At 74.1% G+C, this 25,335-nt stretch carries 25 protein-coding genes; 18 read left to right on the top strand and 7 right to left on the bottom strand.

Annotated features, from left to right (window positions below; translation table 11 throughout):
* The first annotated feature begins 148 nt into the window (after positions 1–148).
* The 7 genes from ACIQGV_RS07510 to ACIQGV_RS07540 all read left to right on the top strand — a co-directional run bounded on the left by ACIQGV_RS07510 (position 149) and on the right by ACIQGV_RS07540 (position 7,234).
* On the top strand, positions 149–1,237 hold the full coding sequence (locus ACIQGV_RS07510) for a radical SAM protein (protein WP_402491850.1): 1,089 nt from the start codon (positions 149–151) through the stop codon (positions 1,235–1,237).
* Positions 1,234–1,920, top strand: coding sequence for an iron-containing redox enzyme family protein (locus ACIQGV_RS07515; RefSeq protein WP_402491853.1), 687 nt, complete (start codon positions 1,234–1,236; stop codon positions 1,918–1,920). Before ACIQGV_RS07510 ends, ACIQGV_RS07515 begins: the two co-directional genes overlap by 4 nt.
* Positions 1,921–1,933: 13 nt before the next feature.
* Entirely contained in the window at positions 1,934–2,143 is a 210-nt protein-coding gene (locus tag ACIQGV_RS07520) for an aroma-sacti cluster domain-containing protein (protein WP_402491855.1), read from the top strand.
* Between the two features lie 31 nt (positions 2,144–2,174).
* Positions 2,175–5,303, top strand: a complete 3,129-nt coding sequence (locus ACIQGV_RS07525) for an adenylate/guanylate cyclase domain-containing protein (protein WP_402491858.1) — start codon at positions 2,175–2,177, stop codon at positions 5,301–5,303.
* Positions 5,300–6,133, top strand: coding sequence for a S8 family peptidase (locus ACIQGV_RS07530; protein ID WP_402491860.1), 834 nt, complete (start codon positions 5,300–5,302; stop codon positions 6,131–6,133). Before ACIQGV_RS07525 ends, ACIQGV_RS07530 begins: the two co-directional genes overlap by 4 nt.
* A 26-nt stretch (positions 6,134–6,159) precedes the next feature.
* Positions 6,160–6,735: a GAF domain-containing protein gene (locus ACIQGV_RS07535; RefSeq protein ID WP_402491863.1), complete on the top strand. Its 576-nt coding sequence runs from the start codon at positions 6,160–6,162 to the stop codon at positions 6,733–6,735.
* A 70-nt stretch (positions 6,736–6,805) separates the two neighbouring features.
* Complete coding sequence (locus ACIQGV_RS07540; protein ID WP_402491865.1) at positions 6,806–7,234, top strand: tetratricopeptide repeat protein; 429 nt, start codon at positions 6,806–6,808, stop codon at positions 7,232–7,234.
* 106 nt (positions 7,235–7,340) lie between these two features.
* Here ACIQGV_RS07540 and ACIQGV_RS07545 read toward each other — a convergent pair whose 3' ends face one another.
* A complete protein-coding gene (locus ACIQGV_RS07545; RefSeq protein ID WP_402491867.1) occupies positions 7,341–9,173 on the bottom strand; it encodes an FAD-dependent oxidoreductase in 1,833 nt (610 codons plus the stop codon).
* 521 nt (positions 9,174–9,694) lie between these two features.
* On the opposite strand from ACIQGV_RS07545, the gene ACIQGV_RS07550 reads away from it, so the two are divergent.
* Complete coding sequence (locus ACIQGV_RS07550) at positions 9,695–10,105, top strand: SseB family protein (RefSeq protein ID WP_402491870.1); 411 nt, start codon at positions 9,695–9,697, stop codon at positions 10,103–10,105.
* Between the two features lie 120 nt (positions 10,106–10,225).
* A complete protein-coding gene (locus tag ACIQGV_RS07555; protein WP_402491873.1) occupies positions 10,226–11,005 on the top strand; it encodes an MBL fold metallo-hydrolase in 780 nt (259 codons plus the stop codon).
* An 88-nt stretch (positions 11,006–11,093) separates the two neighbouring features.
* Here ACIQGV_RS07555 and ACIQGV_RS07560 read toward each other — a convergent pair whose 3' ends face one another.
* The 6 genes from ACIQGV_RS07560 to ACIQGV_RS07585 all read right to left on the bottom strand — a co-directional run bounded on the left by ACIQGV_RS07560 (position 11,094) and on the right by ACIQGV_RS07585 (position 16,390).
* Positions 11,094–11,519, bottom strand: a complete 426-nt coding sequence (locus tag ACIQGV_RS07560) for a MarR family winged helix-turn-helix transcriptional regulator (RefSeq protein ID WP_402491876.1) — start codon at positions 11,517–11,519, stop codon at positions 11,094–11,096.
* Between the two features lie 63 nt (positions 11,520–11,582).
* Positions 11,583–11,933 carry a VOC family protein gene (locus tag ACIQGV_RS07565; protein ID WP_402491879.1) on the bottom strand — a complete coding sequence of 117 codons (351 nt, stop codon included), beginning with the start codon at positions 11,931–11,933 and terminating at the stop codon, positions 11,583–11,585.
* Between the two features lie 215 nt (positions 11,934–12,148).
* A complete protein-coding gene (locus ACIQGV_RS07570; protein WP_402491881.1) occupies positions 12,149–13,180 on the bottom strand; it encodes a LacI family DNA-binding transcriptional regulator in 1,032 nt (343 codons plus the stop codon).
* Positions 13,177–14,082 carry a carbohydrate ABC transporter permease gene (locus ACIQGV_RS07575; protein ID WP_402491884.1) on the bottom strand — a complete coding sequence of 302 codons (906 nt, stop codon included), beginning with the start codon at positions 14,080–14,082 and terminating at the stop codon, positions 13,177–13,179. The genes ACIQGV_RS07570 and ACIQGV_RS07575 overlap by 4 nt, the downstream gene beginning before the upstream one ends.
* Complete coding sequence (locus tag ACIQGV_RS07580) at positions 14,079–15,065, bottom strand: carbohydrate ABC transporter permease (protein ID WP_402491887.1); 987 nt, start codon at positions 15,063–15,065, stop codon at positions 14,079–14,081. Before ACIQGV_RS07580 ends, ACIQGV_RS07575 begins: the two co-directional genes overlap by 4 nt.
* Positions 15,062–16,390 (bottom strand): ABC transporter substrate-binding protein, encoded by a 1,329-nt coding sequence (locus tag ACIQGV_RS07585; protein ID WP_402491890.1) that lies wholly within the window; start codon positions 16,388–16,390, stop codon positions 15,062–15,064. Before ACIQGV_RS07585 ends, ACIQGV_RS07580 begins: the two co-directional genes overlap by 4 nt.
* A gap of 183 nt (positions 16,391–16,573) precedes the next feature.
* On the opposite strand from ACIQGV_RS07585, the gene ACIQGV_RS07590 reads away from it, so the two are divergent.
* The 9 genes from ACIQGV_RS07590 (at position 16,574) to ACIQGV_RS07630 (ending at position 25,105) form a co-directional block, all read left to right on the top strand.
* Positions 16,574–18,595, top strand: coding sequence for a beta-galactosidase (locus ACIQGV_RS07590; RefSeq protein WP_402491892.1), 2,022 nt, complete (start codon positions 16,574–16,576; stop codon positions 18,593–18,595).
* Positions 18,596–18,698: 103 nt separating this feature from the next.
* Positions 18,699–20,258: an arabinogalactan endo-beta-1,4-galactanase gene (locus tag ACIQGV_RS07595; RefSeq protein WP_402491895.1), complete on the top strand. Its 1,560-nt coding sequence runs from the start codon at positions 18,699–18,701 to the stop codon at positions 20,256–20,258.
* 248 nt (positions 20,259–20,506) lie between these two features.
* The gene (locus ACIQGV_RS07600) at positions 20,507–20,794 is read left to right on the top strand and encodes an ArsR family transcriptional regulator (protein ID WP_402491897.1); all 288 of its coding nucleotides are present in this window, start codon (positions 20,507–20,509) and stop codon (positions 20,792–20,794) included.
* Positions 20,795–20,857: 63 nt separating this feature from the next.
* Positions 20,858–21,817 (top strand): SMP-30/gluconolactonase/LRE family protein, encoded by a 960-nt coding sequence (locus tag ACIQGV_RS07605; protein WP_402491900.1) that lies wholly within the window; start codon positions 20,858–20,860, stop codon positions 21,815–21,817.
* Between the two features lie 197 nt (positions 21,818–22,014).
* On the top strand, positions 22,015–22,464 hold the full coding sequence (gene crcB, locus ACIQGV_RS07610) for a fluoride efflux transporter CrcB (RefSeq protein WP_402491903.1): 450 nt from the start codon (positions 22,015–22,017) through the stop codon (positions 22,462–22,464).
* Positions 22,461–22,823, top strand: a complete 363-nt coding sequence (locus tag ACIQGV_RS07615) for a DUF190 domain-containing protein (RefSeq protein ID WP_402491905.1) — start codon at positions 22,461–22,463, stop codon at positions 22,821–22,823. Before crcB (ACIQGV_RS07610) ends, ACIQGV_RS07615 begins: the two co-directional genes overlap by 4 nt.
* Positions 22,820–23,194: a fluoride efflux transporter CrcB gene (crcB, locus tag ACIQGV_RS07620; RefSeq protein WP_402491907.1), complete on the top strand. Its 375-nt coding sequence runs from the start codon at positions 22,820–22,822 to the stop codon at positions 23,192–23,194. The genes ACIQGV_RS07615 and crcB (ACIQGV_RS07620) overlap by 4 nt, the downstream gene beginning before the upstream one ends.
* A gap of 112 nt (positions 23,195–23,306) precedes the next feature.
* On the top strand, positions 23,307–23,984 hold the full coding sequence (locus tag ACIQGV_RS07625; protein WP_402492411.1) for a FadR/GntR family transcriptional regulator: 678 nt from the start codon (positions 23,307–23,309) through the stop codon (positions 23,982–23,984).
* A gap of 92 nt (positions 23,985–24,076) precedes the next feature.
* The gene (locus tag ACIQGV_RS07630; RefSeq protein WP_402491910.1) at positions 24,077–25,105 is read left to right on the top strand and encodes an asparaginase; all 1,029 of its coding nucleotides are present in this window, start codon (positions 24,077–24,079) and stop codon (positions 25,103–25,105) included.
* Positions 25,106–25,335: the final 230 nt, after the last annotated feature.

The following is a 25,335-nucleotide window of genomic DNA, read 5'->3' on the forward strand; positions in this document are numbered from 1 at the left end:
CGCCGCACCCAGGGTTCCGGCGGCGCCGGCCTGGGACTTAACCGATCCCCAGGCGTTCGTGAACCGGAAGTGTGCCGCGCCCGGGCACGATCCGGGCCATGCCCCGCGCGCGGCACGAGCGTGCGGCGGCCGACCCGGAGGAGGCGACGTGGACCTGGCGGAGCTCATCGGCCTGCGCCCTGTGCCCTGCGGCGGCCTCCTGGTGGCGCTGACCCGCCGCTGCCCCATGAGCTGCGCGCACTGCTCCACCGGATCCTCGCCGTCGGTCTCCGAGCGGCCCGACCCGGAGCAACTGCTGCGCTTCGTCGCCTCGTTCGGCACGGACGACCGCCCCGAGGCGGTCATGCTGACGGGAGGCGAACCCCTGCTGCTGCCGGAACTCGCCGTCCGGCTGACCCGCCTCGCCCAGGCCAAGGGCACCCGGGTGGCCCTGCTCAGCGGGATGTTCTTCGCCCGCGACGGCCGCGTCCCGGACCGGATCATGCGGGCGATCACGGCCCTCGACCACTTCTCGGCCAGCATGGACGTCCACCACGAACGCGAGATCCCGCGCCCGCACGTGCTGAGCGCCCTGCGCGCCGTGCTCGACGCCGGGACCCCGGTCAGCGTCCACCTCACCGCGAACGGCCCCGACGACCCCTACACGGCGGACGCCGTCGCGGACGTCCACCGGACCTTCGGGACCCGGGTCCCCCTGCTGGTCAACGAGACACGGCCGCTGGGCCGGGCCGCCGGGGGTCTCGTACCGGTGACCCCGCCCGGTCCGCAAGGCACCGTCGCCGCGCCGTGCACCCTCGCGGCCTGGCCGGTCGTCGCCTTCGACGGGACCGTGACCGCCTGCTGCAACCAGTGGACGGTGGACCTGCGGCCCGTGCCCCCGCACCTGCGGCTCGGACACATCGCCGACGACGACTGGCAGACCGTCCGCGCCCGCTCCCTCGGCTCCCCGGTGCTGCGCATGCTGCGCACCGTCGGACCGCTGCGGATGCACGCCCGCTCCGGCACCGCGCCCGCCCCGGCGGGCTACTGCCGTGCCTGCCACGCGCTCGCCGACCGGCCCGACGTCCTCGCGGGCGCGGCCCGGGACGCCGGCGGCCGGGTCGGGGAACTCCTCGACCGGCTCGGCGCGCAGACGCAGCTCGCCGCCGGACCCGCCGCCCTGGTGCGCCGCATGGGCTGCGCCCCGTACGCGCACCTGGTCGAGTCGCCGGCCGCGCCGGAGGGGAGCGGCCGATGACCGCCGCCGCGTCCCCCGCACCGGGCACCGCACTCGCGCCCGCCGCCGCGTCCCTCGCGCTGGAGACCAGACTCGCGCCCACCGCCCCCGTCCTGCGGGCCGCCGCCGCGGCCCTGTGGCGACCGGACGGACTGCGCCGCCGCTACCCCCGCTACCTGGCCGCCATGCACGCCCTCGTACGGACGTCCGTGCCGCTGCTGGAACGCGCCGCCGCGCGGTGCGCCGAGCTGGACGACCCGGTCGCGCGCCGCCTCGCCGTCTACTGCGCCCGCCACGCCGAGGAGGAGCGCGACCACGACGCCTGGCTGCTCGAGGATCTGGCCGTCGTCGGGGCAGGACCCGCCGCCGTGCCCCCCACGGCCGTCGTGGAACTCGCCGGGGCGCAGTACTACCGCATCGAGCACGAGCACCCCGTCGCCCTGCTCGGCTACATCGCCGTCCTGGAGGGCAACGCCCCGGGGCCCCGGCTCGCGGACCGCCTCGCCCGGACCACCGGACTCCCGGCCGCCGCGTTCCGCACCCTCAGGGAACACGCCGAGCTGGACGGCGGCCACGTCGACGACCTGCACCGGGTGCTCGACGCCCTCGCACTGCCGGCGCACCGGCAGACCACCGTCTGTGTCAGCGCACTGCACACGGCCGCTCTGCTCGCCCGCCTCTTCACCGCCCTCGCCGCCGACTGACGAAAGGACACCCGTGAACGACAACGCCGCCCCCCGGCCCACCCTGGAGGCACTCACCGCCGCGGGGTTCGACGTCGACGCCCTCAGCGAGGAGCAGCTGGAGGTCGTGGCCGCGCTGACCCCCGAGGAACTCGCCCTGCTCATGGACATCCGGGGACGGCTCGACGCGGCGGCCCCGGAGGTGCAGGCCCACGCCGACGTGGCGGGGGGCGCCCTCTTCTGACCGCCGCCGCCCCGTCCCCCCGGAGGAACCCATGTCCTGCGCCTCGTGCCGGAGCGCCACTCCGCCCGGCGCCCGGTTCTGCCCCTCCTGCGGCAGCCCCTGCGCCCCCGGGCCGGTCACGGCCAGGCCGACCGGCCGCAAGGTGGTGACCCTCCTCTTCGGCGACCTGGTGGGTTCCACGGCGCTGTCCGGTGCCCTGGACGCCGAGACCCTGCGGTCGGTGACACTGCGCTGGTTCGACCTGATGCGGCAGCGGATCGAGGAGCAGGGCGGCACGGTGGAGAAGTTCATAGGGGACGCCGTGATGGCCGTCTTCGGCGTGCCGACCGTCCGCGAGGACGACGCCCGCCGCGCGGTGGCCGCGGCCCTGGCCATGCGGGAGGCGCTCGACGGCTTCAACACCCGGCTGGAAGAAGCCGTCGGCGTACGGCTGGAGATGCGCATCGGCGTCAACACCGGCCAGGTGGTCACGGGTTCGGCCACCGAGCGGCAGGCCATGGTCTCCGGCGAGGCGGTCAACGTCGCCGCGCGTCTGGAGCAGAACGCCGCCGCGGGCGAGATCCTCCTCGGGCCCGGCACCCTGGCGGCCGCCGGCCCCGGTGTCCGCACCACACCGACCGGCCCGCTGCTGCTCAAGGGCAAGCGCGACCGGGTCACCGCCCACCGCCTGCTCGGCCTGGACGAGGAGGACGGCCCCGAGGCGCTGCGCCGCTTCGACCTCGCCTTCGTCGGACGCACCCGCGAACTGGACCTCCTCGACGCGGCGCTGGACCGTGCCGCCCGCACCCGCCGGGCCGCCCGTCTGGTGGTGGGAGGCGAGGCGGGCCAGGGCAAGACCCGGCTCGTCCGCGCCTGGCTGCACCGTACGGCCGACGGCGCCGACGGCCCCCGCCACGGTGTCGGGCGCTGCCGCGCCCGCGGCGAACAGCCCAGCCTCGGACCGCTCGCCGACGCCGTGGCCGATCTGCTGAAGACCGGCCCCGCCCCGCCGTCACCCGAACTGGACCTGCTGCGCCAGGGCCTGCTCCTGGACGGCACCCCCAACCCGTCACCGGCCGACACCTGCGCCGCGCTCGCCAAGGTCCTCGCCGACCTGGGCGGGAACGGGCCCGTCGTGCTGGTCCTCGACGACTGCCACTGGGCCGCGCAGCCGCTCTTCGACGCCCTCGACCGGCTGCTGCGCGCCCTGACCGACGCGCCCGTGCTGATCGTCCTGCTCACCCGCCCCCAGCTGTTCGACGTGCGGCCCGAGACGGCCCTGGACTCCGTACCGCTCGGCGGTCTGTCCGACGCCGAGGCGCAACTGCTCGCGGCCGAGCTGACCGGACGGACGGGCGACGGCGAACCGCTCGCCCCCGCGGTCCTGGCACGGGTGGGCGGGAATCCGCTGCACCTGGAACAGCTGCTCCTCGCCGGCGGGTCCGTCGACGCCGACAGCGTCCCGCTCCCGCTCCAGGCGCTGATCGGCGCCCGGATCGACGCGCTCGACCCGCCCGAACACCGCGCCCTGGGCCTGGCGTCGGTCCTGGGCGGCGACTTCACCGCCGCGGAACTGACCGCCCTCGCCGGACCTTCCGCGCAGCCGTGGACCGGCTCCGGGCTCCGCTCCACCCTGCACCGCCTGGTCCGGCACCGTCTGATCCGGCCGGACGGCGAGGTCTTCCGCTTCGCCGGAGGGCTGATCCAGGAGGTCGTCTACGCCAGCCAGTCCAAGCAGGACCGGGCCGACCGGCACGAACGGGCGGCACGCCTGGCGTCGGTGCGGGCACGCGGCGGCGCCGCGGTCGGCGCCCACCTGGAACAGGCGTACCGCTACCGGGCCGAACTGGGCGCCCAGGACGCGCACACCGACGGGCTGCGGCTGCGCGCCGCGGACGCCCTCGCCGAGGCCGGCCGGCTGGCGCTCGCCCATGCCGACCCCGTGTGGGCCGCCGACCTGCTCTCCAGGGCCGCCGCCCGGTACGAGGCGGGCGAGCCCGGCAGCACGGCGACCCGCCGGCGCCTCGGACAGACGCTGCTGGACCTCGGGCGCGGACCGCAGGGCCGGGCGCTGCTGGAGGAGGTGCTGGCCGGGGGCGGCGACCCGGTCGAAGAGGCCCACGCGCGCCTCGCCCTGGCCTTCGCCGGCGGGCGGACGGACGAGAGCGGGTCACCGGCCGACACCGCCGGCGCCGTCCTGCCCGTCTTCGCGGCCGCCGGCGACGAACTCGGCCAGGCCAGAGCCTGTCTGCGGCTCGCGCAGCGCGCCCAGGAACAGGGCCGGCACGGGACGGCCGAACGGCTGCTGGCCCGGGCCACGGACCACGCGGTGCACGCCGACGCCGAGCCGGAGCGGGCCGCGGCCCTCGGCGCGCTGGGCGTCTCCCTCTGGCGCGGTCCCCAGCCGGTCCCGGACGCCCTCACCCGCTGCCGGGCACTCCTCGCCGAGCAGGGGCCGGGCCGCCGGGCCGTCCGGCTGACGCTCAACTGCCCGCTCGCGGTGCTGCTGGCCCTGCACGACGACCGCGCCGGGGCCAGGGCCTGCCTCGCGGAGGCCGGGCGTCTGGCGAAGCGGCTCGGCTACGCGGAGGCCGATGCCTTCCTGCCGATCTTCGCCGCGACCGTCGACGACCTGGGAGGCCGCCCGCAGGAGGCCCTCGTGAGCCTGGAGCGGGCCGCCGCCGCCGCCCGGGACCTGGGCGCCGCGGCCCTGCTGCGCGGTGCCCTGCTGGACGCCGCCCGTATCCGGCTGGACCTCGGCGACCGGAGCGCCGCGCTCGGCGCCCTCACCGAACTGGAGACGCAGCGGACGCAACCGGCCCGGCCGCACGCCGAGTCGGCCGACCTCGACGGTCTGCGCGCCCGGCTGGCCGCCGCACGCGGTGAGGCCGCCACCGCGGACCGGCTCTCGGCACGCGCGCTCGCCACCGCGGCCCGCACCGACTCGCCCGTGGTGCAGGGCCTCGCCGCCCTCGACCACGCCCGCGCCGCCCTGGACCTGGAGCGGCCGGCCGAGGCGGCCGAGGCGGCGGCGCGGGCCCTGCGGTGCTTCGGCGCCAAGGGCCATCTGCCCGCCGTGCGCCAGGCCGAGGCCGTGGCCGCCCGCTGCCGGGACCGGCCGCCGGAGCCCCGCCCCGCCGCCGTACGGGCCACCGGAGCCGGACAGGAGACACCGCGATGACCACCGCGCGACGACCCGCGCCCGCCCTCACCTGGGGCCTGCGCGGCCGGGGCCCCGCGGACGTGCCCGTGGAGGCCGACGGCCCGCCGGACCCCGCCGAGGGAGGACTCGTCGGCGGCACCGGCCGGGGTGTCCGCGTCTGCGTGGTCGACTCGGGCGTCGAACGGGACCACCCCCTGATCGGCCCGCTCGACGGCTCGTGGCGCGTCTTCAAGGACGACGACGGGGTCCATGTCGAGGAGACGGAGGAGGGCGACGCCTGCGGTCACGGCACCGCCTGCGCCGGGATCATCCGCCGCACCGCGCCGGACTGCGAGCTGACCAGCGTACGGGTGCTCGGTGAGCGCTTCTCCGGCAGCGGGGACGTCCTGCTCGAAGGGATCCGGTGGGCGGTGCGGCAGCGGTTCGACGTGGTGAACCTCAGCCTGTCCACCAGCCACGAGCGCTTCGCGGCGGAGCTGCGCCGGCTGGCCGACGAGGCGTACTTCCACCGCACGGTGATCGTCGCCGCGGCGCACAACACGCACGTGGAGAGCTTCCCCTGGCGCTTCTCCTCGGTGATCTCGGTCGGCAGCCACCAGGAGGACGACCCCGACCTCCACCTCTACAACCCCGAGCCGCCGGTGGAGTTCTTCGCCCCCGGGCAGCGCGTCGAGGTGGCCTGGCTCGGCGGCACGTCGATCCGCAGCTCCGGCAACAGCTTCGCCACCCCGTTCGTCGCGGGACTGTGCGCGCGGATCCTGTCCAGCCGCCCGCGGCTGACGCCGTTCCAGCTGAAGAACGCCCTGTACCTGTCCGCAGCCAACGTCCGTGTCCACGGACGCCGGTGACGACCGGCGCCGGAAGGGAACCCCACATGGCCCAGCCGATCACCCCCGTCGCGTCCCCGACACCCCGGCCGGACCCGGCCCTGGCGGAGCTCCTGCAGTCGGTGGTCGACACCGCGCGAGCCCTCTTCGGCGCCCAGGCCAGCTCCGTCCTGCTGCTGGAGGCCGCGACGGACGAACTCGTCTTCGAGGCCGTCTCCGGGCAGGGGCAGGAGTTCCTGGTGGGCCGGCGGTTCGCGGCGGGCCGGGGCATCGCCGGATGGGTCGCCGCCGCGGGAGAGCCGATGGTGGTCGACGACCTGCACCGCAGCACCGCCTTCGACCGGGACATCGCCGAGTCCACCGGTTACGTCCCCGACGCCCTGATGGCCGCCCCGCTCGTCCGCGGCGACCGCGTGCTCGGCGTCCTGGAGGTGCTCGACCCCTCTCCGCAGGCCCGGTCCGGCCTTCCGGAGCTGGACCTGCTGTGCCTCTTCGCCCGCCAGGCGGCCGTCGCCCTGCACGTCCTGACCACCCACGCACCCCGGGCCGCCTCCCCGGCCGAACCCTCGCGCGCCGAACTGCTCCACCTCCTCTCGCAGGCCCGGCGGCTGCTGGAGGAGTGAGCGGAATAGGGGCGGCCGGGCAGGCGTTCCGGCAGGCAGCTGATGCCTGAACGGTCTGAACGGAGGAACGATGAACCGCGACCTCACCGGCTTCGCCCCGGGCGACGGCGTCGCGCCGGACCGCTGGGCGAGCGCCCTGCACCTGTTCGACAACGGCCCCGGCGCGCCGCGCGAGGAGAGCACCGCCGAGCGCTGGGAGCGGGCGCGGCTGCTGTTCGACGCCCGGGACTACGCCGGTGCCGCCCGGCTGCTGGCCGCCGTCGTCGACGAGGTCCCGGAACAGACCGGGCCGCGGCTGCTGCTGGCCCGCGCCTACTACCACTCGGCGCAACTCGGCCGCGCCGAGGAGCAGCTGCGGATCGTCGTCGCACGCGACCCCGTCGAGCACTACGCCCATCTGATGCTGGGCCGCACCCTGCAGCGCCAGGGGCGCCCGCAGGAGGCGCAGCCCTGGCTGCGGACGGCCGCCGCGTTCGCGGGCGAGTTCCCCGGCGACTGACCTCGGCGACCGGTCCCGACGACCGGCCCGGGGCCGTGACCCGGGGGCCGTGACGCGGTGGCCGTGACCCGGTGGGGGAGCTGTCCACCGGGTCACGGCCCCCGGGTCATCCCAGGTCGAGGGCGTTGCGCAGCCCGAGCCGGTACCGCGTCAGGTCGTGCCGGCGCAGGGGCGCCAGCTCCGGCGCCTCGAACAGCGGTGTGACCGTGCAGCGCGCCGCGGCCGAACCCGTCCGGTCCAGAAGGGCGTTGACCGCTTGACGTGCGGAGGCGTTGGCGCCCTCCATCGTGGCGAGGTCGATGTCCACGGCCACATAGTCCCCGGCGAGATAGAAGTTCGGGACACGGGTGCGGGCCGAGGGGCGGTTGTGGAAGGTGCCCACCGGATGGATGAGGAGTTCGTCGTCGTTGGCCGGGGCCGGGGTGCCGAGCCCCGACACCCCCGGGTCGAGGTGCCACGAGTGCAGCGCGCCGTCCCTCAGGACCGTGCGGCCGGTGTCGTTGAGCGCGGCCTTCAGCTGGGCCCACACCTCGCGGGCGACCTGCTCCCGGGTGCACTGCTTGGCCGTCCTGCCGTAGAGGACGCCCTCCTTGTCCCACTCGGAGATGTCGACGGAGAGGCAGTTCACCGCCGTGCCGTCGCCGTAGTCCGCGGGGAAGTCACGGCCGGGCCAGTGCTCGGCCTGCTGGATCGCCGTCAGCGACCAGGGGGAGTCGACGAGGTTGAGGTGCCCGCGCAGCAGCGGGGCCGACTCCGTCAGATAGAACTGGATGCCCGTCATCCAGTCGGTGCGCAGGGCGTCACAGCGGGCCAGCTGGGGGTCGGCCGCGCGCAGGGCGGGGCCCCAGGTGCGGCGGGCGTGTTCGACCGGCATCGCGCAGATGTAGTGGTCGGCCGTCACGCGCTGCCGGACGCCCTGCGGGTCCTCGATCAGCGCGCCCGTCACCCGGCCGTCGCCGTACAGCACCTCCCGTACGGTCCAGCCGATCCTGAACTCCACGCCCAGCGACCTCAGATGGGCGGTCCAGGGATCGATCCACGCCTCGTTGGTGGGAGCGTCCAGGATCCGGTCCAGCGGTCCGTCGGCGCCGCGGCCGAGCGCGTTGAACAGGAACGCCTCCAGCAGGGAGCCGACCGTGCGGGTGGACGCCTCCTCGGCCTTGGTGGCGACGATGTTGCGGGTGACCCCGACGGCGAGGACGCGCTGGTAGTCGCGCGACATCCGGGCGGCGCCGGTGAAGTCCCACCAGGGACGGGCCTCCCAGGTGCCGTTGCGCCGCTCGTCGCAGCTGGTGAGGAAGACGGCGATCCGGTTCACGAAGTACACCACCTCGTGCGGCGGGATGTTCGACACGGTCTCCAGCAGCGCGGTCAGCGCTCTGCGGATCTCGTCCAGGGTCAGCTCCGCGCCCCGGTGGCCGGGCCAGGGCAGCGGCGCGCGCAGATCCTCGCGGCCGGTGCGGGCGAACGACATCTCGGGCGGGGCCACGAGGTTGTCCCAGACGCCGTTCGCGTTGCCGGGGAAGGGGATGCGCCGCATCGTGTCCGGCAGGTTGTGGTAGATGCCCGGGATGAAGCGGAAGCCGTGCTCCGCGGGCAGGGGCCGGCGTCCGCCGCGCGCGCTGCCGGGTACGTCCATGGAGCGCGCCTTGCCGCCCAGCGCGCGGCGCTCGTACACCGTCACCCGGAACCCGCGCTCGGCCAGTTCATGAGCGGCCGTCAGACCGGCGACACCGCCGCCGAGCACGGCGACCGCGGTCCCGTCCGCGGTCTTCGTGACCTCCGTGACCTCCGTGACCTCCGTGACCTCTGTACCGGTCGCCGCTCCCGCCGCAGCGGCGGCCGCGGGCCCGGCCGCGGGGAGGCCCGCCGCCGCCGCGGCCGCCCCGGCCAGGAACCCGCGCCGCCCACTGCCTCTGCCCTCGCTGAACCGCCCCATGACGCAGCCCCTTTGCCGTAGGTGACCCCTGGGTGGGCGCAGGAGCATACGGACGGCCCCCGAACCCCGGAAGACTCTCGCGTCGCCATGGCCGGGACTGATCGGTGAGGGCGTGCGGGCGGTGGCGCGTCGGCCGGGAGGCGGACCGGGCGGCACCCCGGACGGCCGGGGCGGCCCGGCCGCCCCACGGCGACGGCGCTCTCTCCGGCTCTCCGGACCGGGAACGTCACCGTCCATGAGGGAGAGGAGCTCCGGACGGCCGTCCGTGACCGCACCGGCGCGTCCGGCCGCCCGGTCACCCCGAGGGCGGGGACCGCCGACGCCGGGGAGCACGGTCACCCGGCAGCACGGTCACCCGGCAGCACGGTCACCCGGCAGCCCCCGGTTCCCGGCGGACGGTCCGCAGGGCGGTCGCCGGGCCACCGGCATGGTCCGGGCCGGACCGGGTACGCGGGGGACACCGCGCCGGGGCGGATCTTCCCCGGACATGCCCCCACGCCGCCGCCACCAGGGAAAACACCATGGACACACCCGCGCACCGCGACCACCACACGCCCGCCGCGCGCGCACTGGACGCGCTGGCCCTGAACACCGAGGACAAGGCGGCACTGGACACCCTGGCCGACAGCCAGGTGCTGGTGCCCGTGCCCGACGACGCCACCGAGGCGGAGGCCACCGACCCCACGACGGTGACCCTTCCCGTCATCGAGCATCCGGGCGGAGACCCCGTGGTGCCCGTGTTCACGTCCGAGCCGGAGATGACCGACCTGCTGCCGTACGTCTCCCGCTACCGTCTCGTCCCGCTGGGCGCCCTCGCCTCCCAGTGGCCCGCGGCCGAGAGGCTGTCCCTGACGATCGACGCGGCCTCCGAGCACGGCCTGACCCTGACCCCGGAGGGTGTCCGCTCCCTGCTGGGCCGCCCCCAGGGCTGACACCGCCCTCACCCGTGACGAGAACGGCCGGAAAAGTCCCCCGCGCCGGGGTGCTCCGGCCGTTCCGCGCGGGAAGACCTCAGCGGGAGCACCCGCCGCGAGCGAGAAACGGGGATCGTCTTGAGGGTCGTCCTGCTCGGCACCGCCGCCGACGGCGGCATCCCGCGATGGGACTGTGTCTGCGCGCGGTGCGCGGCGGCCCGCGACGGCAAGGTGCCCGCCCGCACCCAGACGGCCGCGGCCGTCACCGGGAACTCCCGCGACTGGTGGCTGCTCGACGCCTCACCCGATCTGCGCGCCCAGCTCACCGCGGTGCCCGCGCTGTGGCCGGGCCCCGCCGGACGGTCCGCCCCGGTGCGCGGAGTGCTGCTCACGGGAGCCGAGCCCGCCCAGGCCGCCGGGCTGTCCGTGCTGCGCGGCGCGGCCGGGCTCACCGTCCACGCCGCCGCGCCGGTCCTCGACGCGCTCGCCCCCGCGCGGGAGGTGCTCGGCCGGTACGCGCCCTGGGAGTGGCGCGACGGGCCCGCGGAGGGCGGTTTCGTGCTCTCCGGCGGGCTCGTCGTCACCGCGTACGCCGTCGGCGCACGGCCTCCCGGGTATCTGCCGGGCCGGGCGGCGGACCCCCGCTGGGCGACCGCCTACCGGGTGGAGGATCTGGCCACCGGGGGTGTGCTCGTGTACGCGCCCCGCGCGGACCCGGCCCGGCCCGGCCTGGACGAGGCCCTCGCCACGGCCGACTGCGCCCTGCTGGACGCGGCCCTGCTCGCCGGCGGCCGGACGCCCGCGCCGTCGGCCCGTACGGTCGCCGTCCGGCTCGGCATGACGGACCCGCTCCTGGGGACGGGGTCCGGGTCCGGCGGGGTCGAGGTCCTGGCGGACGGGGCCGAGCTGCTTCTGTGAGGAGGCCGGACCCGGTGAAGGGGGCCGGAGCCCCGTGGAGTCCCGTGCACGGGGCGGCCGGGACGGCAGGGCGGTCAGGGCAGCGAGGTCACGGGCCCTGGACGACCTGGTCCGTGACGTCCTCGGCGGAACCCAGCATGCGGGCCAGCACGGCCCGCTGGAGCGGCAGCACCTCCGTGTGCAGATCGCGGCCCCTGCGGGTGAGCGTCACCCACACACCGCGCCGGTCCTCCGCGCACACGGAGCGTTCGACGAGCCCGTCCTTCTCCAGCCGGCCGATCAGCCGGGACAGCGCGCTCTGGCTGAGATGCACCCGTCCGGCGAGGTTCTGCACCCGGCACTGCTCGCCCTCGGACAGCTGTTCGAGGGCGAGGATGTCGAGCACCTCGAAGTCGCTCGCGCCCAGGCCGTGCGGGTGCAGGGCCCGGTCGATCTCGCACATCGTGCGCGCGTGCACCGACAGGATGTCCCGCCACCGCTCTTCCAGCCGGGCCTCGGCCGTGTTGACTGCCATACCCGCACGGTAACACCGATCCAGCCACTCGTTGAGCGTGCAACTAATGGTGCGTGTGGGGCTTCAGCCCTCGGTGTCCTGGAGCAGGCCCACGAGGTTGCCGTCCGCGTCCTTCACCGAGGCGATCAGCCGGCCGCCGCCGACGTCCCGCACGTCCTGGAGCGTCTGTGCCCCGGCCTCCAGCAGTGCCGCGAGAGTGGCCCGGACGTCCTCGACGTGCCAGAAGGGGACCGGGCCGGTCATGCCCTGGGCGTGGCCGTCGGGGTCGAGTCCGATGTCCTGGCCGGCGTCCTTGTAGCCGACGTAGTAGGGCTCGTCCGCGTACGGCTCCACGCCCAGCAGGGCGCCGAACAGGGCCTTGGCCTTCTCCAGGTCCTTGACGGGGTAGACGATCGTCCTCAGGCCGGCGGTCATGGCGTACTCCTCCGTGCTGTGCCGTGTGATCCGGCGCCCGTTGTGCGCCGGTGGTCCCACGCTAGGCCCGGCCGTGCGGCGGAGGCTTCTCCGATCCTGACCGGTTGCTCCGGTCGAGCGCCCGCATCGCCCACCGTTCACCGGGGGCCGCGACCGCCGCCCTGCCGCCCGGGAGCCGGGGAGCCGGGCCGACGCCCGGCCCGCCGGCCCGCACGTCAGGTCGACTCGCGCTTGACCAGTTCCGTCGGCAGGATCACCGCGGCCGGGTCCTCGCCCCCGATCTGGGCGAGCAGGACCCGGACCATCTCGGCGCTGATGCGGTCCCAGGGCTGCCGTATGGTCGTCAGCTCGGGGCTCGCGGCCACCGCGGCGGGGGAGTCGTCGAAGCCGCCGACCGCGATGTCCTCGGGCACCCGCCGCCCGGCCCGGTGCAGGGCGGTGAGGACGCCCTGGGCCATCAGGTCGGAGGCGACGAACACCGCGTCCAGGTCCGGGGCCTGGGCGAGCAGCCGCTCACCGCCGGCCTCGCCGCTGGCCCGGCTGTAGTCGCCGGAGACGATCAGACGGTCGTCGACGGCGATACCCGCCTCGGTGAGGACCTCCCGGTATCCGGCGAGACGCTCGACACCGCCGGGGGTGTCCGGCGGACCGGTGACGACACCGATGCGCCGGCGTCCCAGGGACAGCAGATGGCGGACCATGTCCCGGGCGCCGTCGCGGTCGTCCGCGGCGACGTAGCTCACCTTCGAGCCCAGCCCGATCGGCTTGCCGCACGCCACCAGCGGCACACCCGCCTCGCGCAGCTCCTGGGCGACCGGGTCCCCGGAGTGGCTGGAGACCAGCAGCACGCCGTCGACGTGCCCCGCGGTGATGTACCGCGTGATGCGCCGCCGCTCGTCCTCGGTGCCCGCGATCATCAGCAGCAGCGGGATGTCGTGGGCGGCCAGCGCCTGGGTGCAGCCGCGCAGCAGGACGTTGAAGTTGGGGTCCTCGAAGAACCGTTCCTGGGGTTCCGTCAGCAGGAAGCCGACCGAGTCGGAGCGGCCCGTGATCAGGGAGCGGGCGTGCCGGTTCACGACGTAACCCGTCCTGCGGATGGCCGCGTTCACGGCCTCCTGCGCCGTCGGGCTGACGTAGTGCCCGCCGTTGAGGACGCGTGAGACGGTGCCGCGCGAGACACCGGCCTCGCGCGCCACGTCGTGGATCGTCGGCGGTCTGCGCCGGCCCCCCGTGTTGCTCATGGTCATGACTTTACGGCTCCGGACAGCAGATCCAGACTCCAGAACCGCTGGACCACCAGGAACAGCGCGATCAGCGGGAGCACCGCGAGGAAGGCGCCCGTGATGACGAGGGTGTACAGCGCGGGCTGGTTCGAGCCCTGTTCCAGCAGCGTGTACAGCCCCAGCGTGAGGGGGAACCTCTCGTCGTCGCTGAGCATGATGTACGGCAGCAGGAAGTTGTTCCAGATCGCGACGAACTGGAACAGGAACACCGTGACCATCCCGGGGACCATCATCGGCAGCGCGATCCGCGTGAAGATCCGCCACTCGCCCGCCCCGTCCATCCGGCCGGCCTCCACCACGTCACCGGGCACGGCCGCGGCGGCGTAGATCCGCGCCAGATAGACGCCGTACGGCGACAGGATCTGCGGCAGCAGCACCGACAGGTAGGAGTCCGTCAGGTCCGCCTCGGCCAGCAGCAGGTACTGCGGGACGGCGAGGATGATCGGCGGCATCAGCACGCCCGCGAGCAGGACGTTGAACATCGCCTCGCGGCCGCGGAAGCGGTAGGTGGCGAGCGCGTAGCCGCTGAACGCCGAGACCACCGCCGACAGCAGGGCGCCGAGCCCGGCGTAGAGGGCGGAGTTGCCCATCCACCGCCAGTAGACGCCGTCGCGGTAGGCGTCGAGGTCGGCGAGGTTGCCGGCGAAGCCCGTGCCCGGCAGGAACGTGAACGTGGAGAACAGTTCACGGCCCGACTTGGTGGAGGCGATCACCACCCAGGCCACCGGCAGCAGACAGTAGACCGCGCCCAGCAGCAGCGTCACCGTCGGGACGAGGGCGACACGGCGCCGCAGCGGCGGCCTGCTCGGTCCGGCAGCGGCGGCACCGGCCGCCGAGGGGGCCTTGTGGACGGCGAGAGAACTCATCGTGCGGCTCCTTGAGGGGCACCCTGCCTGCCGCGGCGGTTCGCGGCGCGCAGGAAGCCGAACGACAGCACCAGTGTGGCGATCGCGATGATCACGGCCTCGGCGGCTGCCGCGTAGACGTCACCGGTGCCGAAGGCGTCCCGGTACACCTTCATCAGCGGGCTCCAGGTCGTCGACACCGAGTTGGTGAGCGGCTTGAGCGTGGTCGGCTCGTTGAACACCTGGAGTGTGGCGATGATCGAGAAGAAGAAGGTCAGCACCAGCGAGGGCGCCACCATCGGGATCTTGATCCGCAGGGCGATCTGCAGCGGGGTCGCGCCGTCCAGCTTCGCCGCCTCGTACACCTCGGCCGGGACGGCCTGGAGCGAGGTGTAGATGACGATCATGTTGAAGCCGGTGCCGCCCCAGACCGCGATGTTCGACAGGGCGAGATACAGCGGCCCGCCGTCCAGCAGGTCCGGCTGCGGCAGGCCCAGCCGGTCCAGGACGAAGGAGAAGGGGCTGACGTCCGGGAGATAGAGGAAGCCCCACAGCAGCGCCGCCACCACGCCGGGGACGGCGTACGGCAGGAAGATCGCGAGGCGGGTGACGGGGGCGAGCCTGACCTTGTCCGAGTCGAGCATCAGCGCGAACAGCAGGGCGAGGCCCAGCATCACGGGGACCACGATGCAGCCGTAGCCGAGGACGCGCAGCGCGCCGGCGGCCAGCTCGCTGTCGGACAGGGCGGAGGTGTAGTTCTCCAGCCCGGCCCAGACCTCCCTGCGGGCGCCGGACCCCAGGCCGAGCCCGGAGACCTTCACCTTGCGGAAGCTGAGCCAGACCGCGTAGCCGATGGGCAGCGCGAAGAACAGGGCGAACAGGACCGTCGCGGGAAGGAGGAAGAAGTAGGGCGCGCTGCGCGCCTTCTCGCGGGTGGGGCGGGGGGACGGGTGGGCGTCCGGGGCCTCGCCGGCCCCGTACGCCTGCCGGTGTGCGGTGGTCACTCGGAGACCTCGAAGCCCTGCTTCTCCATGTCGGCGACCGTGTCGTCCTGCATCTTCGTCAGGGCGGCGGTGAAGTCCGACTTGTTCTTCGCGGCGGCGCCGAAGGCGTCCTTGAAGGTGGTGTAGGCGACGTTGACGTTCGGGCCCCACGCGGACGGCGCGGTGGTCTTCGCGATCTTCGCGGCCCGCCGGTAGAAGTCGGGCTGGTTGGAGAAGTAGTCCGGCGGGGTGGTGAAGGCGCCGCTGAGCTGGGCGGACGAGGAGGCCGGGTAGATGCCGCTCTCCTTGGCCAGCGCGTTCAGGGCGTCGCCGTCGGTGTTCAGCCACGCGGCGAACTTCGCGGCGGCCTCCTTGTGCGGGGAGTCGGTGGTGACGGCGGTGGAGGAGCCGCCCCAGCTGCCGGTGACGTTCTCGCTGCCGGACCACTGGGGGAGCGGGGCCATCGCCCACTTGCCCTTGGTGTCGGGCGCGGCGGTGGTCAGCGTGCCCGGCGCCCACACGGCGCTGACCCAGGCGATCTGCCTGCCCGTGTTGAGCGCCTTGTTCCAGGCCGGGGTGTACATCGGCTGGTTGTCGACGGCGCCCTCCTTCACCAGGCCGCCCCAGAACGCGGCGACCTTCCGGGTCGCCGCGTCGTCGATGCCGACCTTCCAGGTGTCGCCGGAGGTGGTCCACCACTTCGCGCCCGCCTGCTGGGCGAGGCCCGCGAAGAGGCCGGAGTCGTTGGCGGAGAAGGTGGTGAGGTCGGTGTCCGGGGCCGCCTTCTTCAGCGCGCGGGCGGTCTCGGCGAACTGTTCCCAGGTCGTGGGGACCTTCAGGCCGTACTTCTCGAAGAGGTCCTCGCGGTAGTAGAACATCATCGGGCCGATGTCCTGCGGGACGGCGTAGACCGCGTCCGTGCCCAGTGTGGTCTGCTGCCACACGCCCTCGGCGAACTGGTCCTTCGCCCCGTCCACCTCGCCGGATATGTCGGCGACCGCGTCATTGCTGACCAGGGTCGGCAGGGCCTGGTACTCGGCCTGGACCAGGTCCGGGCCCTTGCCGGCCTTGTGCGCGGTGAGGATCTTGGTGACCAGGGTGTCGCCGGACGCCTGCTTCTTCACCGTGACGGTGATCTGCTCCTTCCTGCCCGGTCCCTTGTTCCACAGGTCGACGACCTTGTCCATGCCGGGCGTCCAGGTCCAGTACGTGAGCGAGACCGGTCCGGACCGGGTCTCCGCCTCGTCGTCGGACCCGCCGCAGGCGGCGAGGGCGGTGGAGCCGAGGGTGACGGCGACTGCGGCGGCGGTGATCCGCCGGAGCCCGCGGCGCTTCGTGATGGGCATGGAACTCTCCCCTGACCTGGGGTCCTCGCCCGCTGCGAGGACCTGCCATGCTTCTGTGAGCGTTCACAGTAGAGAAACATCCCAGACACTTGTCAATGGTTGTTGCTGTGCGGTTATGTTGGGCCAGCACCGCTGAGCATGTGTGTGCACGTTCCCAAATGATCGAATAATCGGGAGACATTCATGCCGGAGATCACGCCCAAGGGCCTCACCAGGCTCGCCTTCGGCGGGGACTACAACCCGGAGCAGTGGCCGGAGAGCGTCTGGCAGGAGGACGTCCGGCTCATGCGCGAGGCCGGCGTCTCGATGGTGAGTGCCGGGATCTTCTCCTGGGCCCTCCTGGAGCCCTCACCCGGTGTGTACGACTTCGCGTGGCTGGACCGGGTCCTGGACCTGCTCCACGCCAACGGCATCCGCGTCGGCCTGGGCACCCCCACGGTCGTCCCGCCGGTCTGGTTCTACCGGGCCCACCCCGAGGCCCTGCCCGTGAAGGCCGACGGCACCCGCTACGAGTTCGGCTCGCGCGGCGCCGTCTGCCACAGCAGCACCGACTACCGCGCGGCCGCGGCGGACATCACCACGAAGCTCGCCGAACGCTACGGCGACCACCCCGCCCTGGCCATGTGGCACGTGCACAACGAGTACGGCGTCCCCGTCTCCGCCTGCTACTGCGACTCCTGCGCCGCGCACTTCCGGCGCTGGCTGCGCAACACCTACGGCACCGTCGAGGCCCTGAACGAAGCCTGGGGCACCGCCTTCTGGGGCCAGCGCTACGGCGACTTCGAGGAGATCAACCCGCCGCGCGTCACCCCGACCGTGGGCAACCCGGCCCAGGCGCTGGACCACCGCCGGTTCGCCGACGCCACGGTCCGCGAGAACTTCGTCATGGAGCGGGACATCCTGCACCGTCTCTCGCCCGGCGTCCCGGTCACCACCAACTTCATGACCGCGCTCAGCCAGTGCGACTCCCTCGACTACTGGGCCTGGGGCCGCGAGGTCGACATCGTCACCAACGACCACTATCTGATCACCGACGGCCGCCGCACCCACGTCAATCTGGCCATGGCCGCCGACCTCACCCGCTCCGTGGCCGGCGGGGCGCCCTGGATCCTGCTGGAGCACTCCACGTCCGGGGTCAACTGGCAGCCCCGCAACCCCGCCAAGGCCCCCGGCCAGATGGCCCGCAACTCCCTCGCCCATGTGGCGCGCGGCTCCGAGGGAGCCATGTTCTTCCAGTGGCGCCAGTCCCGGCGCGGCGCCGAGAAGTTCCACTCGGCGATGGTCCCGCACGGCGGCACCGACACGCGCGTGTGGCGCGAGGTCGTCGAACTGGGCGCGGCCCTGGACTCCCTCGCCCCGGTCCGCGGCAGCCGCACGGTCGCCGACGTGGCCGTGCTGTGGGACTGGCACTCCTGGTGGGCGCAGGGCCTCGACTGGCGTCCGAGCGAGGACCACGACGCCCGCGAACGCGCCGACGTCTTCTACGAGGCCCTCTACGACCGTCATCTCACGGTCGACTTCGCCCACCCGGAGGCCGACCTGTCGGCCTACCCGCTGGTCGCCGTCCCCGCGCTGTATCTGATGTCCGAGGCCGCGGGCGCCAACCTCAGGGCCTACGTCGAGCAGGGCGGCACCCTCGTGGTGTCGTACTTCTCCGGCATCGTCGACGAGCACGACGCCGTCCACGAGGGCGCCTGCCCGGGCGTGCTGCGCGATGTCCTCGGTCTGACCGTCGAGGAGTTCTCCCCGCTGCTCCAGGGCGAGCGGGTGCGGCTCACCGGGCCGGGCGGCGCCGAGCTGAACGGCGACGTGTGGACGGAGTTCGTGGTGCCGCGCGGCGCCGAGACCGTGTGGACGTACGCCGACGGTCTCACCGCCGGCCACCCCGCCGTCACCCGGCACCGCCTCGGCGAGGGCACCGCCTGGTACCTCTCCACCCGTCTCGGCGCCGAGGGCCTGGACGCCGTCCTCGCCCGGGCCTTCGCGGACGCGGGCGTCGCGGCGCGCGCCGGGCTGCCCCGTGACGTCGAGGTCGTGCGCCGCACCGGCGAGCAGGGCAGCTATCTGTTCGCGATCAACCACACCGCCACGCAGGCGAAGGTGCCGCTGGAGACGCCCGGCACCGAACTGCTGACCGGCGAACGCGCCGCGGGCCGCCTGGCCGTGCCCGCCGGAGCCGTACGGGTCGTCCGGCTCGACGGCTGAGCCGACTCCCGGACTCCCGGACTCCCGGACTCCCCGAGTCCGCGCCGGCCGCACCGGGCGCGGACGCGGGGGCCTCATCACCCCTCACGTCGAAGGGACGACGATGTTCCATCCCGGACGCACCATCAGAGCCCTGCTTCTGCCGCTCGCCGCGGGGCTCGCCCTGGCCTCCCTGCCCGCGCAGACCGCCCGGGCCGCGAGCACCCTCACCAACGGCGGGTTCGAGTCCGACGGCACCGGCGCGGCCACGCCCAGCGGCTGGGCCGAGTACGGCGACACCGGCGCCTCGTTCGCCGAGGCCGGCGGCCGCAGCGGGAGCCATCGCCTCAGCCACTGGTCGGCCTCCGCCTACAAGGTCGAGACCTACCAGTACCTGTCGGGGCTGACCGACGGGAACTACAAGCTCACCGCGTGGGTGCGCTCCGGTGGCGGCCAGAACTCCGCGTACATGTCCCTCAAGAACTGCGGCGGCACGGAACAGCGCACCGATCTGCCCGTGTCGGCCGGCGGGTGGATCCGTGTCGTCGTGCCGGTCAAGGTGACCGGCAACCAGTGCACGATCAGCATCAACAGTGACGCGAACGCGGGCAACTGGATCAATGTTGACGACCTGACCTTCGCGTCCGGTACGTCCGGTACATCGATCCATGGTGCCGACATCTCCTCCCTCGCCAAGAGCGAGGCGAAGGGCGGTGTCTACCGGACCGGCTCCGGCACCGCCGCGGACCCGGTCGCCGTCCTCAGGTCCGCCGGGATGAACTACGCACGGCTGAAGGTCTGGGTGAACCCCGCCGACGGCTACAACACCAAGGCGCAGGTCCTCGCGACGGCCAAGCGCATCAAGGCGCAGGGCATGAAGCTGCTGGTCGACTTCCACTACTCGGACGTCTGGGCGGACCCCGGCGCCCAGTCGAAGCCGAGCGCATGGGTGGGCCATACATACAGTCAACTCAGGACGGACGTGTACCGGCACACGTACGACGTGTTGAGCGCATTGAAGGCCCAGGGCACCACCGCCGACATGGTCCAGGTGGGCAACGAGATCAACGGCGGCATGCTGTGGTCCGAGGGTTCCACCGGCAACTGGACCCAGCTGGCCGGCCTGCTCAACTCCGGCTACGACGCGGTCAAGGCGGTCAGCTCCTCCACCACCGTGGCGCTGCACCTCGCCAAGGGCGGTGACCTGGCCGGCACCCGCTGGTGGTTCGACAGCGCGGTCGCGAACGGTGTGCGGTTCGACGCCGTCGGCCTGTCCTACTACGGCTACTGGCACGGCTCGCTCTCCGACTTCCAGACCACGCTCGACGACGCCGCCGCCCGCTACGGCAAGCCGGTCTTCGTCGCGGAGACGGCCTACCCCCACCGCCTGGGCAGCGACGACGGGCACGAGGACGTCATCGACCTCACCGGTGAACTGGTCCCCGGCTACCCGGCGACCGTGGCCGGCCAGACCCGGTGGATGAACGACGTCGCCGGGATCGTGGAGGCCGTCCCGAACGGCCGCGGTCTCGGCGTCTTCTACTGGGAGGCCACCTGGACCGCGGTCACCGGCAACGGATGGGACCCCACCGACGCCTCCTCCGGCAACGCCTGGGAGAACCAGGCCCTGTTCGGCTACGACGACAGGGCGCTCACGTCGATGTCGTGGTTCGGCCACCGCTGACCTCCGCGTGACGGGCCCGGCCGCCCCCCGGTCGCAGACCCGGCGGCCGGGCCCCCGCGGGCCACGCGCCCCGACAGGACACGGCGTACGCCGGGAGCGCACCGGTGTCCCGCCGGGCGCTGGAACCAACTCCGTGCTTCCGTACGAGAGTTCGATCCGGACAAGAGCGGTGAAGTCGGGGACGTGGCGGCGTGCGCGCCGCCAGAGTGGAAAGGCGCTGCCCGAGCGCCCGTTGCCGAGGGGACGAGATGCTGAGGACTCCCACCAGCGAACTGCGCCTGGAAATACTGGAGCTGCTGAAGAACCCGGTCGCCCACTTCCCGCCCGGACCGCACGGCGACCCGCTCACGGACGGCGTCACCTCCGATGCCGTCGCCGACCGGCTCGGCGTGCGCCGTGAGCTCGCCGCGACCCACCTCGGCCTCCTCGCCGATCTGGGCCTGCTGCGCGTCTGCCGGATCCGCCGCAGCATCCACTACCGGCGGGACGAGGTCCGCATCGCCGAGGTGGCCCGGATGTTCGAGAAGGGCTGGTAGTGCCCGGACGGCATCGGCCCGCCTGCGAGGATGTCCGTCTCTCCTCGTGAAGGGCGGACGCCGATGACCTCATCCGGGAAACTCGTGCCGCACCGGTTCGTCGCGCTCCCCGGCCGCGGTCCCGAGGACGTCGTCGCCGACGCCCGCGGGCGCGTCCTGACCGGTGTCGAGGACGGCCGCATCCTGCGCGTCGACGGACTGGCGGAGCCCGCCCGGCCCCGGGTCGAGGTGCTCGCGCAGACCGGCGGGCGCCCCCTCGGCCTCGAACTCCTCCCCGACGACGGGCTGCTGGTGTGCGACGCCGAACGCGGGCTGCTCCGCGTCGACCTCGGGTCCGGGGCGGTGCGCGTCCTCGCCGACACGGTGGCGGGGGAGCGGCTGCGGTTCTGCAGCAACGCCGTCGCCCTCTCGGACGGCAGTGTCTACTTCACCGTCGCCACCACCCGCCACCCGCTCGCCCGCTGGATCGGCGACCTGGTCGAGCACAGCGGCACCGGCCGGCTGCTGCGCCTCGCGCCCGGCGCGTCCGAGCCCGAACTCGTCCTGGAAGGACTCCAGTTCGCCAACGGGATCGCCCCGTCCGGCGACGAGTCCTTCCTGGTCGTCGCCGAGACCGGCGCCCGCCGGCTGACCCGGGTCCCGCTCACCGGGCCCCGCGCCGGGCACCCGGAGACCTTCGCCGGGAATCTGCCCGGCATGCCCGACAACCTCTGGCGCGGCGGACCGGACGGACCCCTCTGGGTGGCTCTCGCCGGGCCCCGGGTACCGCCCCTGGACCTGTTCCACCGGGCCGCCCCGGCGATCCGCCGCACCGCCGCACGGGCCGCGGTGCACGCCCCGTACCGGCCCACCGGCACGATCGGCGCCCTCGCCCTCGACGACCACGGACGCATCCTCCACCACCTCACCGCCCGTCGCTCCCGCTACCGCATGACGACCAGCGTCTGCGAGGCCGCCGGCCGGCTGGTCCTGGGCAGCCTGTGGGAACGGGGCGTGGCCGTCTGCGAGCGTCCGGCACCCTGACGCCCCGCCGGTCCCCGCGGCGGGCCGTGCGAAATGACCCGGTCGGCCGCCCGGCGTACGCTGTTGCCCCGTCCGCGATCACGCGGAGCGGCGACGGGGTCCGCCGGGCCCGGACCGTGGCGGCGCCCCGTGGGCGGTTCCGTGGCACGGGCGGCACGCGCCCGTGTGCCGGACCGGCGAGCAGGAGACGTACGACCATGACAGCCCAGGAGACCGAGGCGGGAGCCGGGGTGAGGGTGGCCCGGCGGCACGCCCGGGCACCCGTCGTCGCGGTGGTCGCCGTCGGCGGCGCGATCGGCGCCACGGCCCGTTACGCGGCCTCCCTCCAGTGGCCCGCCCGGGCCGGCAGCTTCCCCTGGACGACGTTCTGGGTCAACGTCTGCGGCTGCGCCGTGATCGGCGCCTTCATGGTGCTGGTGACCGAGGCGAGGACCGTCCACCGGCTGGTGCGCCCCTTCTTCGGCACCGGCGTCCTCGGCGGCTTCACCACGTTCTCGACGTACGCCGTGGACATCCAGCAACTGCTCCAGCACGGCAGGCCCGCCACCGCCCTGGCCTGTCTGGCCGCGACCCTGCTGTCCGCGGTCACCGCCGTGTGGCTGGCGGTGACGGCCGCCCGCCGCGTCCTGCTGCGGAGCCCCCGGTGACCGGCTGCCCGGCCGGCCGGGCGCTGCGTCTGACCGTGTTCGTCGCCGAGGACCACACCTGGCGTCACCGTCCCCTGTACGCGGAGATCGTGCACCGGGCGCACGAGGCCGGCCTCGCCGGAGCTTCCGTGTTCCGCGGCGTCGAGGGCTTCGGGGCCTCCTCCCTGATCCACACCTCGCGGCTGCTCTCCCTCGGCGAGGACCTGCCCGTGGCGGTGGTGGTCGTCGACACCGAGGAACACGTACGGGCCTTCCTGCCGATGATCGGCGAGCTGGTCGGCGAGGGGTTCGTGACGCTCGACGAGGTCGAGGTGGTCCGGTTCCCGGGCCGTGGGGCGGACGGGAGGAACGGCACGTGAACTGGCTGCTGGTTGTGGTCGGCGGCATGATCGGCGCACCCCTGCGCTATCTCGCCGACCGTACGGTGCAGTCGCGGCACGACTCGGTCATGCCGTGGGGCACCTTCGCGGTCAACGTCACCGGCTGTCTGGTCCTCGGCCTGCTGACCGGCGCGGTCGCGGCGGGAGCCGCCGGATCCTCGGTGCAGCTGCTGCTCGGCACCGGCCTGTGCGGGGCGCTGACCACCTACTCGACCTTCTCCTACGAGACACTGCGGCTGGCCGAGACGGGCGCCCGGGGCTATGCGCTGGCCAACGTGACGGCCAGTGTCCTGGTGGGGCTGGGGGCCGCCTTCGCCGGGGTGGCGCTGGCCGACGCCCTGTGGGGGTAGGCGGGGGCGCACCCGCTCGCCTTGACACCGCCCCGCGGTCACCCGGACCATCTCTCCCGTGAACCTGTCAGACAGCCAGACAGGTGGAGCGGCCCCGCGGCGTGTCAGCGCCATGGAAGCGGCGCTGGCCCACCTCCGCGGCGCCATCGAGCGCGGCGACCACGCCATCGGGGACAAGCTCCCCTCCGAGGCCGAGCTGTGCCGCACCCTGGAGGTGTCCCGGCCTGTCCTCCGCGAGGCCCTGCGCGCGCTCCAGACCATGGGCCTGACCGTGTCCCGCACCGGCAAGGGCACCTTCGTCGTCGCCGATGCCGTGGAGGACCCCACCTTCGGCGACTACGCGGCCAGCGACCTGCTGGAGGTGCGCCGCCATGTGGAGATCCCGGTCGCCGGGTACGCCGCCGTGCGCCGCACCCCGGAGAACCTCGACCGTCTCGCGCACCTGCTGGAGCGCATGGAGCGGGAGACCGACACCATCGCGTGGGCCGCGATGGACACGCTGTTCCATCTGGCCGTCGCCGAGGCCGCCCAGAACCCGGTCTTCCGCCGGGTCATCGAGGAGATCCGCGACGCGCTGGCACGCCAGTCGGCGTTCCTCAACGAGCTGGGCGGGCGCCGTGAGCAGTCCGACCGGGAGCACCGGGCGATCGTCGAGGCGCTGGTCGACGGTTCCGAGCACGACGCGATCGAGGCCATGAGCCATCACCTCGACCGGGTCGAGACCAGCCTCACCGACATCGTGCGCGCGTCCCGCGCGAGCGCCACCATGGAAGGCGGGCCCCGGGCGTGAGCGGGCAGTCGCCGCGCGCGGAGGCGCGGACGCCTCCGAAGACCCTGAAGAAACGTTCCGGCCGAGGGCCGGCCCCCACCGACCCACCAGTGATGCAGGCAGAGATGTACAGCAACGCCACCGCGGCCGCCCCCGTGATCCGCGAGCCCCTCCACGCGCCCGTCGCCCACCTCGTACGCGGCGGCGTCGTCGAGGGCGTCCACCACGGCTCCGTCGTCGTCCTGGGCGCCGACGGCCGTGTCGAGTTCCAGCTCGGCGACATCGAGGCCGCGTTCTATCCGCGCTCGGCGCTCAAGCCGGTCCAGGCCGTCGCCATGGTCCGTGCCGGGCTGCCGCTCCGGGGCGAGCTGCTCTCGCTCGCCGCCGCCAGCCACTCCGGCGAGGAGCGCCACCTCGACGGCGCCCGGCGCATCCTGGAGGCCGCCGGACTGACCGAGACCGACCTGCGCAACACGCCCGACATGCCGTTCGGTGCGCGGGTGCGCGACGCCTGGGTCCGCGAGGGCCGTCCGGCCTCGCGCCTGGCGCAGAACTGCTCCGGCAAGCACGCGGCCATGCTGTACACCTGCGAGCTCAACGGCTGGTCCCTGGAGGACTACCTCCACCCCGCCCACCCCCTCCAGAAGGCTGTCGCCGAGAGCGTCGAGGACCTCACCGGACAGCGGGTCGCACGGGTCACCGTCGACGGGTGCGGTGCGCCTCTCTTCTCGGTCTCCCTCCACGGCCTCGCCCGGGCCGTGTCCCGCATCGCGGCCGCCGCGCCCGGCACCCCCGAGGCGCGTGTCGCGGATGCCGTGCGCGCGCACGCCGAGATGGCCTCCGGGGCGGACCGGGACGTGGCCGTGCTGATGCGGGCCGTGCCGGGGCTGCTGGCGAAGGACGGGTTCGAGGGCGTCGAGGTGGCCGCGCTGCCGGACGGCCGGGCCGTCGCCGTGAAGATCGCCGACGGGGCGAACCGGGCACGGATCCCGGTGACCGCCGCCGCGCTGGCCCGGGCGGGTGTCGCCCCGGAGCTGCTCGGCGCGTTCGGGGGCGAGGTGCTGCTCGGCGGAGGTGAGCCGGTGGGGTCCGTGCGGGTGGTGCGGGCGCTGGACCCTGCCGCGCCCGCGGCCGCCCTGTAGGGCCGGTCGCCCGGCCTGTCCTGCCGTGCCCTGCCGGGGTGTGCGGGGTGCTGGTCGCCGGGGGCGAGGGGGATCGGCCGGGGTGCCGTCGCCGGTCCGCGGGCCGTGGGGGGCTGGTCGCGCGGTTCCCCGCGCCCCTGGGGCGTGAGTGAGTGTCGGCGGCCTGCTCGCCGCCCTCATCCTGCGCGTCGGTTGCGCCGTGGCCACCGGCATCGTCCAGGAGGCCCTTG

The sequence above is a fragment of the Streptomyces sp. NPDC093094 genome, assembly GCF_044754345.1.
Taxonomy (GTDB): domain Bacteria; phylum Actinomycetota; class Actinomycetes; order Streptomycetales; family Streptomycetaceae; genus Streptomyces.

Bases quoted from the DNA above. Each gene is read 5' to 3' on its own strand.
- ACIQGV_RS07515 (WP_402491853.1), top strand. From the start codon at position 1,234: ATGACCGCCGCCGCGTCCCCCGCACCGGGCACCGCACTCGCGCCCGCC.
- ACIQGV_RS07525 (WP_402491858.1), top strand. From the start codon at position 2,175: ATGTCCTGCGCCTCGTGCCGGAGCGCCACTCCGCCCGGCGCCCGGTTC.
- ACIQGV_RS07530 (WP_402491860.1), top strand. From the start codon at position 5,300: ATGACCACCGCGCGACGACCCGCGCCCGCCCTCACCTGGGGCCTGCGC.
- ACIQGV_RS07535 (WP_402491863.1), top strand. From the start codon at position 6,160: ATGGCCCAGCCGATCACCCCCGTCGCGTCCCCGACACCCCGGCCGGAC.
- ACIQGV_RS07540 (WP_402491865.1), top strand. From the start codon at position 6,806: ATGAACCGCGACCTCACCGGCTTCGCCCCGGGCGACGGCGTCGCGCCG.
- ACIQGV_RS07545 (WP_402491867.1), bottom strand. From the start codon at position 9,173: ATGGGGCGGTTCAGCGAGGGCAGAGGCAGTGGGCGGCGCGGGTTCCTG.
- ACIQGV_RS07550 (WP_402491870.1), top strand. From the start codon at position 9,695: ATGGACACACCCGCGCACCGCGACCACCACACGCCCGCCGCGCGCGCA.
- ACIQGV_RS07560 (WP_402491876.1), bottom strand. From the start codon at position 11,519: ATGGCAGTCAACACGGCCGAGGCCCGGCTGGAAGAGCGGTGGCGGGAC.
- ACIQGV_RS07565 (WP_402491879.1), bottom strand. From the start codon at position 11,933: ATGACCGCCGGCCTGAGGACGATCGTCTACCCCGTCAAGGACCTGGAG.
- ACIQGV_RS07570 (WP_402491881.1), bottom strand. From the start codon at position 13,180: ATGACCATGAGCAACACGGGGGGCCGGCGCAGACCGCCGACGATCCAC.
- ACIQGV_RS07575 (WP_402491884.1), bottom strand. From the start codon at position 14,082: ATGAGTTCTCTCGCCGTCCACAAGGCCCCCTCGGCGGCCGGTGCCGCC.
- ACIQGV_RS07585 (WP_402491890.1), bottom strand. From the start codon at position 16,390: ATGCCCATCACGAAGCGCCGCGGGCTCCGGCGGATCACCGCCGCCGCA.
- ACIQGV_RS07590 (WP_402491892.1), top strand. From the start codon at position 16,574: ATGCCGGAGATCACGCCCAAGGGCCTCACCAGGCTCGCCTTCGGCGGG.
- ACIQGV_RS07595 (WP_402491895.1), top strand. From the start codon at position 18,699: ATGTTCCATCCCGGACGCACCATCAGAGCCCTGCTTCTGCCGCTCGCC.
- ACIQGV_RS07600 (WP_402491897.1), top strand. From the start codon at position 20,507: ATGCTGAGGACTCCCACCAGCGAACTGCGCCTGGAAATACTGGAGCTG.
- ACIQGV_RS07605 (WP_402491900.1), top strand. From the start codon at position 20,858: ATGACCTCATCCGGGAAACTCGTGCCGCACCGGTTCGTCGCGCTCCCC.
- crcB (WP_402491903.1), top strand. From the start codon at position 22,015: ATGACAGCCCAGGAGACCGAGGCGGGAGCCGGGGTGAGGGTGGCCCGG.
- ACIQGV_RS07625 (WP_402492411.1), top strand. From the start codon at position 23,307: ATGGAAGCGGCGCTGGCCCACCTCCGCGGCGCCATCGAGCGCGGCGAC.
- ACIQGV_RS07630 (WP_402491910.1), top strand. From the start codon at position 24,077: ATGCAGGCAGAGATGTACAGCAACGCCACCGCGGCCGCCCCCGTGATC.